At 72.0% G+C, this 13,719-nt stretch carries 10 protein-coding genes; 2 read left to right on the top strand and 8 right to left on the bottom strand.

Annotated features, from left to right (window positions below):
* Positions 1-32: 32 nt before the first annotated feature.
* The 3 genes from ABT092_RS25120 to ABT092_RS25110 form a co-directional block, all read right to left on the bottom strand.
* Positions 33-1,112, bottom strand: coding sequence for an acyl-CoA synthetase family protein (locus tag ABT092_RS25120; RefSeq protein ID WP_351247616.1), 1,080 nt, complete (start codon positions 1,110-1,112; stop codon positions 33-35).
* The gene (locus ABT092_RS25115) at positions 1,109-2,071 is read right to left on the bottom strand and encodes an ACP S-malonyltransferase (RefSeq protein WP_351247614.1); all 963 of its coding nucleotides are present in this window, start codon (positions 2,069-2,071) and stop codon (positions 1,109-1,111) included. Before ABT092_RS25115 ends, ABT092_RS25120 begins: the two co-directional genes overlap by 4 nt.
* Before the next feature lie 259 nt (positions 2,072-2,330).
* Entirely contained in the window at positions 2,331-2,639 is a 309-nt protein-coding gene (locus ABT092_RS25110; RefSeq protein WP_351247612.1) for a LuxR family transcriptional regulator, read from the bottom strand.
* A 683-nt stretch (positions 2,640-3,322) separates the two neighbouring features.
* On the opposite strand from ABT092_RS25110, the gene ABT092_RS25105 reads away from it, so the two are divergent.
* Positions 3,323-5,194 carry an AfsR/SARP family transcriptional regulator gene (locus tag ABT092_RS25105; protein ID WP_351247610.1) on the top strand — a complete coding sequence of 624 codons (1,872 nt, stop codon included), beginning with the start codon at positions 3,323-3,325 and terminating at the stop codon, positions 5,192-5,194.
* 61 nt (positions 5,195-5,255) lie between these two features.
* Positions 5,256-5,918, top strand: a complete 663-nt coding sequence (locus ABT092_RS25100; RefSeq protein WP_351247608.1) for a class I SAM-dependent methyltransferase — start codon at positions 5,256-5,258, stop codon at positions 5,916-5,918.
* A gap of 123 nt (positions 5,919-6,041) precedes the next feature.
* Here the strand turns inward: ABT092_RS25100 and ABT092_RS25095 are convergent, their stop codons facing one another.
* The 5 genes from ABT092_RS25095 to ABT092_RS25075 form a co-directional block, all read right to left on the bottom strand.
* Positions 6,042-7,166 carry an HAD-IIIC family phosphatase gene (locus ABT092_RS25095; RefSeq protein WP_351247606.1) on the bottom strand — a complete coding sequence of 375 codons (1,125 nt, stop codon included), beginning with the start codon at positions 7,164-7,166 and terminating at the stop codon, positions 6,042-6,044.
* Positions 7,163-8,278: an acyl-CoA dehydrogenase family protein gene (locus ABT092_RS25090; RefSeq protein ID WP_351247604.1), complete on the bottom strand. Its 1,116-nt coding sequence runs from the start codon at positions 8,276-8,278 to the stop codon at positions 7,163-7,165. The genes ABT092_RS25095 and ABT092_RS25090 overlap by 4 nt, the downstream gene beginning before the upstream one ends.
* Positions 8,271-8,552 carry an acyl carrier protein gene (locus ABT092_RS25085; protein WP_351247602.1) on the bottom strand — a complete coding sequence of 94 codons (282 nt, stop codon included), beginning with the start codon at positions 8,550-8,552 and terminating at the stop codon, positions 8,271-8,273. The genes ABT092_RS25090 and ABT092_RS25085 overlap by 8 nt, the downstream gene beginning before the upstream one ends.
* A gap of 26 nt (positions 8,553-8,578) precedes the next feature.
* Positions 8,579-9,448 (bottom strand): 3-hydroxyacyl-CoA dehydrogenase family protein, encoded by an 870-nt coding sequence (locus tag ABT092_RS25080; RefSeq protein WP_351247600.1) that lies wholly within the window; start codon positions 9,446-9,448, stop codon positions 8,579-8,581.
* A gap of 27 nt (positions 9,449-9,475) precedes the next feature.
* Positions 9,476-13,719: SDR family NAD(P)-dependent oxidoreductase (locus ABT092_RS25075; protein ID WP_351247598.1), on the bottom strand; the 4,244-nt coding region annotated here is incomplete at its 5' end.

The raw sequence follows: 13,719 nt of genomic DNA, 5'->3' as shown, positions 1-13,719 counted from the left end.
TCGCGCGTGCGGGGCGCGGCGCCGCTCCCCGCTCAGTACAGTCCTTCGGGGGACGAGTTGGTCGTCTGGAGGGGGCGGACGTTGGCGACGCCGTCGCTCGGCCACCGGTCGGAGCGGTGGCACAGCGCCTGGTCGCGCTCCAGGACGTTGGGGAGGAACAGGTCCTCGTGCAGCACGGTGAGTCGCACTCGGCCCACCGTCCCGGGAGCGACCGGGGTCGACCGGTCGGACTTGTCGACCACCGCCATGGTGACCTGGGGGTAGTTCGGCACGTAACTGATCAGTTCCCCGTCCTCCTCCACGTCCAGGCAGGCCGCGTTGCCGAGGGTGTTGCCGTAGGTCAGGCCGCAGATCCCGCCTCGGAGGGCGCTCCTGAAGGTCCGGTACATGTCGCCGTTGATCTGGGTACCGCTCAGGCGCACCCCGTCGAGGGCGGCGACCTCCTCGGGGTGGCGCTGTCGGAGCGTCTGGAACAGGGCGGGCGTGGTGTTGAGGTACTGCACCCGGGCCTGCCGGAGCACGTCCGTGATCTGCTCGACCAGGTGGGTGGTGTAGTCCCCGACCTCGGCCAGGCGGCCGGACCGGATGAGGCGTTTGACCCACCGCGGGTCCATGTCCACCGCGTACACCTGCCCGGCGTGCAGCTCCGAGACCTCCCAGGTCCCGTGGCCGATCAGGTGCGGCCCGGTGGGGGTGGCCTGCAACCAGGTCCGGCCGGGTGCGAAGCCCTCCCGGACGAAGGACCAGCGGCGCCAGGCCGCCCGGTGCAACAGCATGTCGGGGGTGTAGAACACCCGGCAGGGCGTGCCGGTGGTGCCGCCCGTGTCCCAGACCCGGCCGGCGAGCGGGCGGGGGACGGACAGCGGTACGAGGTTCGCGGGGTCCTCCTCGCGCAGCCTGTCCAAGGGGAACGGGCCGAAGGCGCCGAGTTGGTCGTACCGGGTGATGTCACGGGGGTCGAAGTCCAGTCGGTGGACCTGCCCGAGCCAGTAGGGGCTCCCCGTCTCCGGGTCGAAGTGCCGCCCGAGGACCCTGCGGGTCCATGCGTCCAGGTCGGTGTCCAGCCATTTCGCGATCAGGGAGTCCGGGTCGTCCCGGGCCGGGGCGGTCATGACGGCACCGGGCCGCTGGTGAGGTCGATGCCGAGGTCGTAGGCGGTGCCCAGTGCCTGCTCGATGTGTTCGGGCCGCTCGATGTGCACCACGGGGAAGGGGAAGGCGAGGATTCCCTCCGGGATCGAAGGGCCCATCACCAAGCCGAGCTGCACGCCCTGTTCCTTCATCCCGCTGTAGACGTCGACCAGGCTGATGGGGTCCGTGGAGTTGCGTTGGAAGAGGTCCCTGACGTCGTCCCCGGACCGCAGCACCTTGGGTTCCAGGCAGGAGAGCAGGGGGACCTCGGGGTCGGTGAAGGACATGGCGTCGATGCGCCGGGCCATGAAGTCGCGGTAGGGCTTGCGCAGCGGCGTGTGCACCGCGATGGTGCGCCCGGGGAGCGGGACCACCGTTCCCTGTGGGAGCTCGGCGGCGAGTTCGTTCAGGGCCTCGGCCCGGCCGGCCAGCATCAGGATGCGCTGGGTGCCGTCGACGGTGGGGCCGAAGTCCCCGGCCAGGTGGATGCCGGGGACGCCCTCGCCGGGGTGGGAGGGGGCACCGTCGCCGAGGGCGCCGAAGGCGATGGCGATGCCCTGCTTCGGCGCGTCGGCCGCCGGTTCCGGAACGTCACGGGACCCGGCGAGCATCTGGAAGAGTTGCTGCCGTTCCACGGCCCCGGCCAGACAACTGGCGGCCATCGCCCCGAGGCTCAGACCACCGATGGCGGTGGGGCGCAGGTGGAAGGTGGCGAGGACGTCGTGCACGCCGATCGCGAGGGCGGCCTCGCGCACGGTACCCACGCTCTGCCGCTCCTCCTGGGCGGTCGGGAGGTCGTCCTCCAGGATCTGACTCACCGTCAGGCCGGTCCAGTCCGCCACCTGCTCGTACCAACTGCGCACCACCGGATACGCGCGGTAGAGCTCCAGGCCGTGAGGCTCCGTCCCTACGCCGCCGCCGAAGAGGTACCCCAAGCCCATGACAGCTCCCGTGATGTGAGGCCGGAAAAGAGGGGGCAGTGCGCCTCAACCGTAGTGCAGGGGCACGGGAAATGTCAGCAGAAGGAGGACCTCTTTCCGTTACCGCGACGCGGGGGTCCGGTCCGTCTCACGGCACGATACCGATACGATATTCCCGCATGGGAGGATCTGCCCCAGGCGCCATGGGGGAACATTCTCGATAATCACGGCGAAGATCACCTGGCTTTGAGTCGGTGTTGTCACGCCATTTACCTTTACCTTACTCAAGGAATTCCGGAAGAACGCGGGGTGGCCATACGCCGACGCTCAGCACTCCGAGGGAGTGCGCACGGGAGACCAGGGCGGTCCGGTTCGAGACCTGGAATTGACGCATCAACAATCCGATGCGGTACTCGACGCCCTGACGGCTCAGATAGAGCGAGGCGGCCAGTCGGACGGTCGGAGTGCCGACCGCGACGCCTTCCAGGATACAGACGTCCAGGGCGGTCAGGCGTTTGACGCCCGGCCCGCCGGCGACGCCCGCTCCTGCGACGCCCCCGTCACCGGAGCCGCGGCGCGGCGGCTCCACAGTGGATTCGGTCCCCTCAGAGGCGGATACCAGCACCAACCTCAACACCCGCTTCCCCTGTTGTCCATTGCCTCGCGCACAGCGCAGGGACGCCGAGGTGATCGTTCTGCACGCGATCGCCTCCCACCGACTGCCCGGCGGGAACGACCGGCAGGGAACGCCCCACGATCGAACGCCACCGATGTGCGTCGCGCCGGATGCGCGGCTCCCGCGGTCCACGTTCCGCGGTGGGGGTGGGCGGAAGCCTCGGCGCCTGAGAACGCTGCCCACGAGGAGGGCAGTCATGCCCCGCTCGTTCATTCCTTTCCCTGATCTGTACCCCGGCAACAAACAAGTGGCTCGATTTCGTCGAACACTCCTTCGCACCGAAGGCGGACGGGCGCCTTGCCCGTGATCATGCGGCACACCGCACACCACGAAAACGGGTCGCCAATGCCTCCGGGGCCGCAGCGGGGACATGACCCGACGCACGCCGCGAGGGGGCAACGACCCTCATTCGGATGCGAAGGGGGAGGGAACTCGGTTCGTTGCCGGATACGCGATCCCATAACCTTGAATCGATCTCCACCGTCAGACTCTAGGAGGACATCTAGATATAACAGGATTTGATTGACCGACACACCACTGCCAATGATGCTGAAGGCATCATTGGCCACCGGTCGTGTGACGAAGAAGGATTCCCCGTGAAATTCCTGCTACTTGGCCCGCTCTCCATCCGGTCGAACGCGCGCGAGGTGCACGTGTCGGCTCCGAGGCAGCGCGTGGTCATGGCGGCGCTCCTCCTCAACGCCAATCGGGTGATCTCGGTCGACCGACTCGCGGAGTACGTCTGGGACGGCGCCGCACCGCGGAGCGCCCCCGCGACCGTCCGCACCTATGTCATGCGCCTGCGGCAGGCCCTGGGCGAGCACGCCTCCGCCAGGATCCTCACCCGGGCACCCGGATACCTCCTGGAGATCAACGAACACGAGAGCGACCTGGGACAGTTCACGGCGCACCGCCGACGTGCGGCGGAACTGGCCGAGCACGGAGACCTGGAGGGCTCCTCCGCCGAACTGGCCGAGGCCCTCGCCCTCTGGCGCGAGGAGCCGCTGTCGGACGTCCCGTCCCGGACCCTGCGTGACGTCGAGGGTCGGTACCTCCAGGAACTGCGCTTGCAGACCATGGAGCTGAGGTTCGACGCGGAACTCGCCCTGCTGCGGCACGCCGAACTCGTCCCGGAGCTCTGGCGGCTGGTCAGGAAGTACCCGCTCCGCGAGGCCCTGGTGGGCAAGCTCATGCTGGCGCTGTTCCGCTCGGGTCGGCAGTCGGAGGCACTGGACCTCTACCAGCGCACCCGCGCCCAACTCGTCGAGCAGCTCGGTGCCGAGCCGAGCGCGGATCTGCGCGAAGTCCAGCGGCACATCCTGTCGGCCCACGACCGGCCGCGCCCCACGGCCCCGACGGCGAGCCCCCCGGCCGCCGTCACCACGGCGGCCGCCCCGGGGTGGAACGGTTCCGGCCGTCCGAGCCCGGCCCAACTCCCCTCCGTGCCGTCCCTGCTGCCGGCGCGCTCGGGCCTCCTGGCCCGGCTGGAACGTCTCCTCCGCAGCTCCGCACAGCCCACGGGAACGGTGCCGACCGCGGTGGTGACCGGTCGCGGCGGGGTCGGCAAGAGCACCCTGGCCCTGCACGCCGCCCACGCGCTGCGCAACAGCTCGGTGCACGGCCAGCTCTACGCCGACCTCGGTAGCGGGTCCCACCCGCTGACCCCGCGTACCGTGTTGCCGCGGTTCCTGGCCGACCTCGGGGTCCCCCGTGACGAGATCCCGCCGGAGGAGTGCGAACGGGTGAACCTCTACCGCTCGCTCACCACGGGTCGCCGCATGCTGGTCGTGCTCGACAACGCGCACAGCACCGCGCAGATACGGCCGTTGATACCCGGCAGCGGGGGCAACCGGTTGTTGGTCACCAGCCGACGAAGACTGGCCGACCTCGAAGGCGCGCACACCCTGCTCGTCCCCCAGTTGGATGAGGACGCGGCACTGGACCTGCTGGGCAGCATCATCGGGCCGACCAGGGCCGGCGCCGAGCCGTGGGCCGCCCGCACGGTGCTGGCCATCTGCTCGGGTCTCCCGTTGGCCATCCGGATCGTCGGCACCCGACTGCTGGAACGCCCGCACTGGAGCACCGGGAGCTTCGCCCGCCGACTCGTCGAGGCACCACGCCTGTTGGACGAGTTGCGCACCGACGACCTCGACGTCCGCCGCGGGCTCGACGTCGACCACGACGGGCTGCGGTTGACGACCTCGGGCGGCGTCCACCCGGCCGAGGTGTTCACCCTCCTCGGGACCACCGGGGCGCGCTCCTTCTCCGCCACCAGCGTCGCGGAACTGCTCGGCCGTTCCACGGCCGAGGCGGAGGAAGCCCTGGACGCCCTGGTCCGCGCCCATCTGCTGGGCCCGCCGACGGCGGGCGCCTACCGATTGGACGCGCTGGCGCACGCCTACGCCGGCGAGCGGGCGCAAGCACACTGCCCGTCGCCGTCCGGTCGCACGTCCGTCCGCGTCGGGTGAGGGTGCGCCGCCCGGCCACCCCACCCCGACGGCCCATCCCCTTCGAGAGGACGCCCCTGCCATGGCCCACCAGACGTCAGCCACCCCCGATCTGCTCGCCTACGTGCGCGAGGTCTCCCTCCGCGATGACGACCTGCTCAGGGAACTGCGGGAGGTCACCGCGGAGTTACCCGGGGGGACCGCCATGCAGGTGATGGCGGAGGAGGGCCAACTGCTGGCCCTGTTGGTGGGGCTGACCGGAGCGGGGGCGGTGCTGGAGATCGGCACCTTCACCGGCTACAGCACCTTGTGCATGGCCCGCGCGCTCCCGGCGGACGGGCTGCTGGTGTCCTGCGACATCGACGACAGATGGCCGTCCGTCGGCGCCGACTTCTGGAAGCGCGCCGGGGTCGACTCACGGATCGACCTCCGGATCGGGGACGCGGCCGCCACCCTGGACGCGCTGCTGGCGGAGCGCGGCCCGGGCGGCTTCGACCTGGTGTTCATCGACGCGGACAAGGCCAACTACGTCCGCTACTACGAGGCGTCACTGGCGCTGGTGCGCCCCGGCGGCCTGGTCGTGGTCGACAACACCCTGTTCTTCGGCCGGGTCGTCGACCCGAACGCGGTGGACCCGGACACCGCCGCGGTCAGGGAGCTCAACCGGCTGCTGCACCAGGATCCTCGGGTGGAGGTGTCGCTGTTGGTGATGGCCGACGGCATCACGCTCGCCCGCAAGCGCTGAACGAGGAGAGCCGAACGGCGGAAACGGTGCCGGAAGGGGGCGGGCCCCCTTCCGGCACCGTTCGTCGGGCGACGGTGCCCCGCGGTCAGTTCCGGGCCGTGGCGGGCTCGCGCACCCGGGCGGTCAGCACGGACCCTCCCCCGCCGCCGGTGCCCCCAGATCGGGTGCGTCCAGGGTCATGGTGGTGGACGCCTCGCGGGGCTGCGGGCTCAGGTGCAGCCTCTGGAGTCCCGCGGGCGCGTCCGCCAGGGGCGCGGCGCAGGGGCACGTCTCCTCCTCGAAGCCCGAGAAGCGGTAGGCGATCTCCATCATCCGATTGCGGTCGGTGGCCCGGAAGTCGGCCACCAGGTGCACCCCGGCCCGGACCGCCGCACCGGCCAGCCAGTTCAGCAGGGTCGAACCGGCGCCGTAGGCGACCACCCGGCAGGAGGTCGCCAGCAGTTTGAGGTGCCAGAGCCCCGGGTGCCGCTCCAGCAGCAGCACGCCGACCGCGCCGTGCGGTCCGAACCGGTCCGCCATGGTGACCACCAGGACCTCGTGCCCCGGATCGTCGATCAGATTGCGCAGCACCGCGTCCGGGTAGTGCACCCCGGTCGCGTTCATCTGGCTGGTGCGCAGGGTGAGTTCCTCGACCCGGGACAGCTCGTCGCCGGTGGCGCGCCCGATGCGCATCCTCAGGTCCAGGGAGCGCAGGAACGCCTCGTCGGGCCCCCGGGTCGCCGCCCGCTCCGCCTCCCGGCGGAAACCCGCCTGGTACATCTGTCGACGCCGACGGGAGTCGACGGTGCTGGTGGCGGGTGTGAACTCGGCGAGTTTGGGCAGTGCGAGGACCTGCTCGGCGGGGTAGCACCGCACTTCGGGCAGGTGGAAGGCGACCTCGGCGCGCTCGGCGGGCCGGTCGTCGACGAACGCGATGGTGGTGTGCGCGAAGCCCAGCCGGTCCGCGATCCGGCGCACCGACTCCGACTTGGCGCCCCAGCCGATCTCCGGCAGCACGAAGTACTCGGCGATGCCGAGGGCCTCCAACCGTGCCCAGGCGTGCTGGTGGTCGTTGCGGCTCGCCACCGACTGGAGGATGCCGCGGGAGTCGAGCTCGCTCACCACCTTCCGGACCTCGTCCGTCAGGCGCACCTCGCCGTCCTCCAGCAGGGTGCCCTGCCAGAGCGTCTCGTCCAGGTCCCAGACCAGGCACTTGACCGTCACGGTCGCGGACTCCTCCACCGCCCGGGCGGGCGCGGGCCCGGTCATGACGTCCCCGGGAGCGAGAGGGCGTGCTGTGCCAGCATCAGCCGGCACAGTTCGCTGCTGCCTTCGATGATCTCCATCAGCTTGGCGTCCCGGTAGGCCCTGGCCACCGGGTGTCCGTCCTGCGACCCGGCCGACGCGAGGACCTGCACGGCGGTCGCCGCGCCCCGGGCCGCCTGGGTCGCGCTGACGTGCTTGGCGAGTACCGCCGCGACCACCTGGTCCGGGGTGCCCTCGTCCCAGCAGCGGCTGGCGTGCTCGCACACCCGACGGGCCACCTGCTCGGCGGTGAAGAGGTCGGCGAGGTGCCCGGCGACGAGTTGGTGTTCGGACAGCGGCTTGCCGAACTGCTCGCGTTCGGCGGCGTGCGCGGTGGCCGCGGCGAGACAGGCCCGCAGGATGCCCACGCATCCCCAGGCCACGGACATCCGGCCGTAGGCCAGTGCGGTCGTCACCAACAGCGTCGGGGGCAGGCCGTGCCCGCCGAGGACGTGGTCGGCCGGCAGCCGGACCCCGTCGAGGTGCACGTCCGCGTGGCCGGCCGCCCGGCAGCCGAGCGGATCGGCGATCCGCTCGGTGCGGACGCCCGGTGCGTCGGCGGGCACCACGACGGCCACCGCACCGTCCTGGTAGCGGCCGACGATCAGCAGCAGGTCGGCGTAGTGGGCGGCGGTCACCCACTTCTTGTGGCCGTCCAGGACGACCGTGTCCCCGTCGCGGCGGACGGTCGTGGTCATCGCCGCGAGATCGCTGCCGGCCCCGGGCTCGCTGAAGCCGATCGCCGCCAACTCGCCCCCCGTGAGCCGGGGCAGGTAGGCGGCCGCCTGCTCCGGAGTGCCCAGGCGCTGCACGGTCCAGGCCGCCATGCCCTGGGAGGTCATCACGCTCCGCAGCGAGCTGCACAGGCCCCCCACATGGGCCGTGTACGCGCCGTTGAGCGTGCTGCTGAGGCCCCAGCCGCCGTACTCCTCGGGGACCTGGGCGCACAGTCGTCCCTCCGCGCCCAGGTCGTGGAGCAGGTCCAGCGGGAGCAGGCCGTCCCGGTCCCACTTCCCCGCCTGGTCCCCGACCCTGAGCGTGGCCTCGGCCAGGGCGCCGGCCAGGCCCTCACCCATCGACGCCCCCGGCGGCGGGCTGCCGGAGGCGGACCACCAGTTCGGCCATCTGCCGCACGGTGCGGAAGTTGTCCAGCCGCATGTCCGCGCCGCGGATGGCGATCCCGTAGCTCTTCTCCAGGTGTACCACCAGTTGCATGGCGAACAGGGAGGAGAGGCCGCCGGCCCGGAACAGGTCGGTGTCGGGCTCCCAGGGTTTCCCGGTGTGTCCCTCCAGGAACCCCAGCAGTTCCTTCTCCAGATCGTTGGTGCTCGGGACGTTCTCCGTGGTCATGGGCTGTCTCCTCGTCGGGGATCGCATCAGGTGTAGTCGTAGAAGCCGCGTCCGGACTTGCGGCCGAGCCGGCCCTCGCGGACCAGTCGGAGCAGCAACTCGCTGGGGCGGCAGCCGTCGTCGCCGGTCCTCTCGTGCAGCACCGTGAGGGAGTCGACGAGGTTGTCGATGCCGATCAGGTCGGCGGTGCGCAGCGGGCCGGTGGGGTGACCCAGGCAGCCCTGCATCAGGGCGTCGACGTCCTCGGCCGTCGCGGTGCCCGCCTGCACGACGCGCGCCGCGTCGTTGATCATGGGGTGCAGGATGCGGCTGGTCACGAAACCCGGTGCGTCCCTCACCACCACCGCCTTCCGCCGCAGTGCGCCGAGCAGCGCGACCGCCGCCGCCATGGTGGACTCCCCGGTCCGGCTGCCGCGGATCACCTCGGCGGTCCCGATCAGGTAAGGCGGGTTCATGAAGTGGGTGCCGACCAGTTCCTCCGGCCGCTCCAACGCCCCGGCCAGCTCGTCGACCGGGATCGAGGAGGTGTTGGTCACCAGCGGGGTCCCCGGGCGGACCAGCGCGGAGACCTCGGCCAGGACGTCGGACTTGGTCCGGGCGTTCTCAGTGACGGCCTCGATGACCGCGGTGGCGCCGGCCGCGGCCTTCAGCGAGGTGCCGGTGACCAGGGTGCCGGTGGGGGTGCCTTCGGGCAGGGCGGCCATCAGCGCGGCCAGCCGGAGTTCACCGTCGATCCGCTCCCGGGCCCGGTCGAGCCGTTCCCGGTCCAGGTCGACCAGGTGCACCGGCAGGCCGTGCCCGAGGGCCAGCACGGTGATGCCGACACCCATCACACCGGCGCCCAGCACGGTGAGCGCGTGCGACGGTTCCGGTTCCTCGCGTGGAGCGCTGGTCAACTGACTCTCCTTCGTCTTCACGGGCCTTCAGGTGGTGCGGAGGGTGTCGTCGAGCCAGTCGGCGACGGCCTTGCCGGTGGTCGCGACGTGTTCCTCCATGATCGAGAAGTGGTCCCCGGGGACATCGACGACGGCGTCGGCGGTCGCCCAGGAGGAACGCCAGTCGCCGGCTTCGGAGGAGGGTCGGCCCAGGGGCTCGGTCGCCCGCACCAGCAGCACCGGGGCGCGGACCGACGGTGGCTGCCAGGTGTCGAGCAGACGGAAGTAGCCGCCCATCGCGGTCAGCCTGGTCCCGTCCATCGGGGCCGCCCGCTCCTCGCGGGCGAACATCCCGCCCAACAGCACGTCGTTGAACTGGGTGATGCCCTCGTCGTCCGACAGGTAGGTGTCCAGCAGCACCACGGCCGCCGGGCCCCGGCCGCGCCGCTCCAACTCGGCGGCCACCCCGTGGGCGAGGGTGCCGCCCGAGGAGGAACCCACCAGCACCAGGGTCCGCCCGGACAACTCCCCCAACAGCGTCGCCGCCTGGAACTCCAGCAGCGCCGTCATATCGGCGGGCAGTTCCTCCTCGGGGGTGAAACCGGGCGCGTCCAGGGCGCTGACGGCGTAGTGGTCCCGGAAGGCCGACGCGAAGCGGGCGTACTGGTGGGCGCCGCCGAGCGCGACCACGGAACCGAAGCAGACGATCACCGGGGCTCCGTCGCGCTCGTTCAGGTGCAGCAGTCGCGGTCCCGTCCCGGCCGCGGCGAGGTCGTCCCCGCTGGGGAACGCGGGACGCAGGGCGGAGGCGTGCTTGAGCAGGGCGATGCCCTCGTCGGTCCGGCCGAGTTCGCACGCCCGGCGGAACAGCAGGCTCACCGGGTCGACGTCGACGCTGTCGAGGGGAGCGGCGGGTTTCGTCGTGGCCGTGGTCCGGGGAGCGGTTTCGGTCCGTGCCGCGGCGACCAGGTGTGCGGCGAGCCCGGCCGGCGTTCCGCTGTCGAACACCACCGAGGGCCGCAGCCGCAGGCCGGTGGCGGCGGTCAGCCGGTTCCGCAGCTCGATCGCGGTCAACGAGTCGAAGCCGAGGGAGAGGAACGGCACCGTCCCGGAGAGCGCTTCGGGGTCGGGGTGCCCGAGGACCTCGGCGGCCTGGGCGAGGACGAGTTCCCGCAGGATGGACGGGCGTTCCTCCTCGTCGGCGGCGTCGAGCCGGTGCCGCAGCGATGCGGCGGCCGTCGCCGTCGTGCTCCCGCCGCTCGTCGGGCGGCTCCGCACCAGCGAGCGCAGCAGCGGGTGCACCGGGCCCTCGCGGCGGGCAGTCAGGTCGAGGTGGGCGAGGACGGCGGGGACGCCGGATGCAGCCCCGTCCGCGCCCAGCACGGTGTCCAACAGGGCCATGGCCTCCGCGTCGGAGAGGCCGCGTGCCCCGCGCCGGTCGATCCGCCGCAGTTCCGCGTCGTCGAGTTCCGAGGTCATCCCGCTCTGCCGCGCCCAGAGGCCCCAGGCCAGGGACGTACCCGGCAGCCCGAGCCGCCGGCGTTCCGCGACGAGCGCGTCGACGGCCGCGTTGGCGGCGGAGTAGGACGCTTGGCCGGGGCTGCCCAGGACGCCGGCGGCCGAGGAGAAGACCACGAACGCGGAGAGGTCCGTGCCGCGCGTCAGCAGGTCCAGGTGCCAGAGGGCGTCGAGCTTGGGCCGCAGGACCGTCGCCATCCGCTCCCGGGTCATCCCCTGGAGCAGGCCGTCGTCGAGCGCTCCGGCGGTGTGCACCACGGCGCGGAGCGGATGTCGCGCCGGAATGTCCGCCAGGGCTGCGACCAGCTCCTGACGGTCCGACACGTCACAGCGCAGGGCCGTCAGCTCGGCTCCGGACGCGGCCAGCTCCGCCGTCAGCTCCGCCACACCGGGAGCGTCGGCGCCCCGGCGGCTCAGCATGCGCAGATGACGCACCCCGTGCTCGGTGGCCAGGTGGCGCGCCAGGACCGCGGCGAGCGCACCGCCCCCGCTCAGGAGCACGGTCCCCTCGGCCGGGCCGAACGACCCGACCGGTCGGGTCGCCGCCGGCGGGACGGAGGGACGCCGTAGCCGCGGCGCGTACAACAGGCCCGCGCGGAGGACCGCTTGTGGTTCGCCGGCGGCGAGGAGTCGGGCGAGCGCGTCCTCGACGCCGTCCGGATCGTCGAGGTCCAGCAGGACGAAGCGTTCGGGGTGTTCGAGCTGCGCGGCCCTGAGCAGGCCCCAGACGGTCGCCGCGCCGAGGTCCACCGGCTGCTGCTCCCCGGTGTCCGGGCCCGTCGCCCCCCGGGTGAGCACCACCAGCGGGGTGCGGGCCGCCGCCTCGTCGGCCAGCCACCCCTGCACGCGGGCGAGCACCGAGGCGGCGACCGCGTGCACCTCTGCCGGCCCGTCGTCGCGGGTCCCGGTGGACGGCGGGCAGAGCAGGAGCACGGCATCGGGCGCCGCGGCGGGTTCGACGACGGGGAACGCGGCCGGCAGCAGCCGCTCGTCCCGCGGGCCGAGCAGACCCCAGCGGACCGGAGGACGCGGATCGGTGGATGCGGGGAGCGGGGTCCAGCCGACGTGGAAGACGGAGTCCGAGGGCGTCCGCAACGAGGCGGTGGACGCCGCCCGCAGGGTGAGCGACTCGACCGTCGCCACGGTACGGCCCGTGGGTTCGCTGATCCGCACCGTCACGGCGTCGGGTCCGTCGGAGCTCAGCCGCACGCGGAGCACGGGCGCATCGGACGGCTCGATCGCGACCCGCTGCCAGGAGAACGGCAAGGGGACGCCGTTGCCGGGCTCCCCCGTTCCGAAGTCCCCGCGCACGCCGGTGGTCTGGAGGGCCGCGTCCAGCAGGACCGGGTGCACCGCGAAGCCGTCGCGCCCGGCACCGGGCACGCCCGGCGGTCGTGCCACCTCGGCGTGGACGATCCCGTCGTCGCTGCGCCACACGGCGCTCAGGCCCCGGAACGCCGGTCCGTAGTCGAGGCCCCGGGACACGAACAGCTCGTGGAGCTCCTCCACGTCCAGGGGAGCAGCGCCCGGCGGGGGCCACGCACCGGTCGGTGTCGCGTCGGCCGGTGGCTCCTGCGCCCGGAGCGTGCCCGTCGCGTGCCGGGTCCAGGGCCGATCGGGGTCGGTGCCGTCCTCGGGCCGGGAGTGGAACTCCACCGGCCGTTGCCCGGAGCCGTCCTCTGCCCCCACCAGGATCCGTAGGTGTACGGGGGCGCCGTCGGACAGCGGCAGCGGGGTGGCCAGGGTCAGTTCCTCCACCAGGCCGCAACCGAAGCGGCGGCCCACGTGCGCAGCCAGTTCCACGAAGGCCACGCCGGGCAGGACGACCGTGCCGGCCACCGCGTGGTCGGCGAGCCAGGGGTGGGTGGCCAGCGACAGGCGACCGGTGAAGAGGGTGCCCGCACCGTCCGGCAGATCGACCGCCGCGCCGAGCAACGGGTGCTCCGCCGCCTCCTGTCCGGTGGACACCGGGTCCCGGTCGGCCGGGAGGGCGTCGAGCCAGTAGCGGCTCCGTTGGAAGGCGTAGGTGGGCAGGTCCACCCGTCGGGCACCGGTCCCGGCGAAGAGTCGCTCCCAGTCGACCGGCAGGCCCCGGACGTGTGCTGCGGCGAGGGAGAGCTGTAGTCGGTGGAGTCCTCCTTCGCCGCGCCGGAGGGTGCCGAGGGCCCGCACCTCGGGAACGTTCGCGTCGGCGGCGGTCTCCTCGATCCCGTAGGCCAGCGAAGGGTGCGGGCTCGGCTCCACGAAGAACCGGAAACCCTCCCCCAACAGAGCCCGAGTCGCCTCCTCGAACCGCACCGTCTCCCGCAAATTCCGATACCAATACCCCGCATCCAACAACCCCGTGTCCAACCACCCACCCGTCACCGTCGAAAAAAACGGCACCTGACCAGAACGAGGCACAATCCCATCCAACTCAGCAAGCAACCGCTCACGAACCTCCTCCACATGCACCGAATGCGAGGCATAATCCACCTCAATCCGACGCACCCGCACCCCCTCACCCACCAACTCCTCCACCAACTCCCCAACCGCACCCACATCACCCGCCACCACCGTCGACAACGGACCATTCACCGCCGCCACCGACAACCCACCACCCCAACCAGCAATCCGCTCCACCACCTCCCCCACACCCAACGCCACCGACACCATCCCCCCACGACCCGACAACCCCCCCACCAACCGACTCCGCAACGCCACCACCCGCGCACCATCCTCCAACGACAACCCACCCGCCACACACGCCGCCGCCACCTCACCCTGCGAATGCC

The organism is Streptomyces sp. NPDC002490, from assembly GCF_040296045.1.
In the GTDB taxonomy this organism is placed as follows: domain Bacteria; phylum Actinomycetota; class Actinomycetes; order Streptomycetales; family Streptomycetaceae; genus Streptomyces.
This window is presented reverse-complemented; position numbering and strand designations above follow the sequence as displayed.

Coding starts and splice junctions, on each gene's coding strand:
- ABT092_RS25120 (WP_351247616.1), bottom strand. CDS start 1,112: ATGACCGCCCCGGCCCGGGACGACCCGGACTCCCTGATCGCGAAATGG.
- ABT092_RS25115 (WP_351247614.1), bottom strand. CDS start 2,071: ATGGGCTTGGGGTACCTCTTCGGCGGCGGCGTAGGGACGGAGCCTCAC.
- ABT092_RS25100 (WP_351247608.1), top strand. CDS start 5,256: ATGGCCCACCAGACGTCAGCCACCCCCGATCTGCTCGCCTACGTGCGC.
- ABT092_RS25095 (WP_351247606.1), bottom strand. CDS start 7,166: ATGACCGGGCCCGCGCCCGCCCGGGCGGTGGAGGAGTCCGCGACCGTG.
- ABT092_RS25090 (WP_351247604.1), bottom strand. CDS start 8,278: ATGGGTGAGGGCCTGGCCGGCGCCCTGGCCGAGGCCACGCTCAGGGTC.
- ABT092_RS25085 (WP_351247602.1), bottom strand. CDS start 8,552: ATGACCACGGAGAACGTCCCGAGCACCAACGATCTGGAGAAGGAACTG.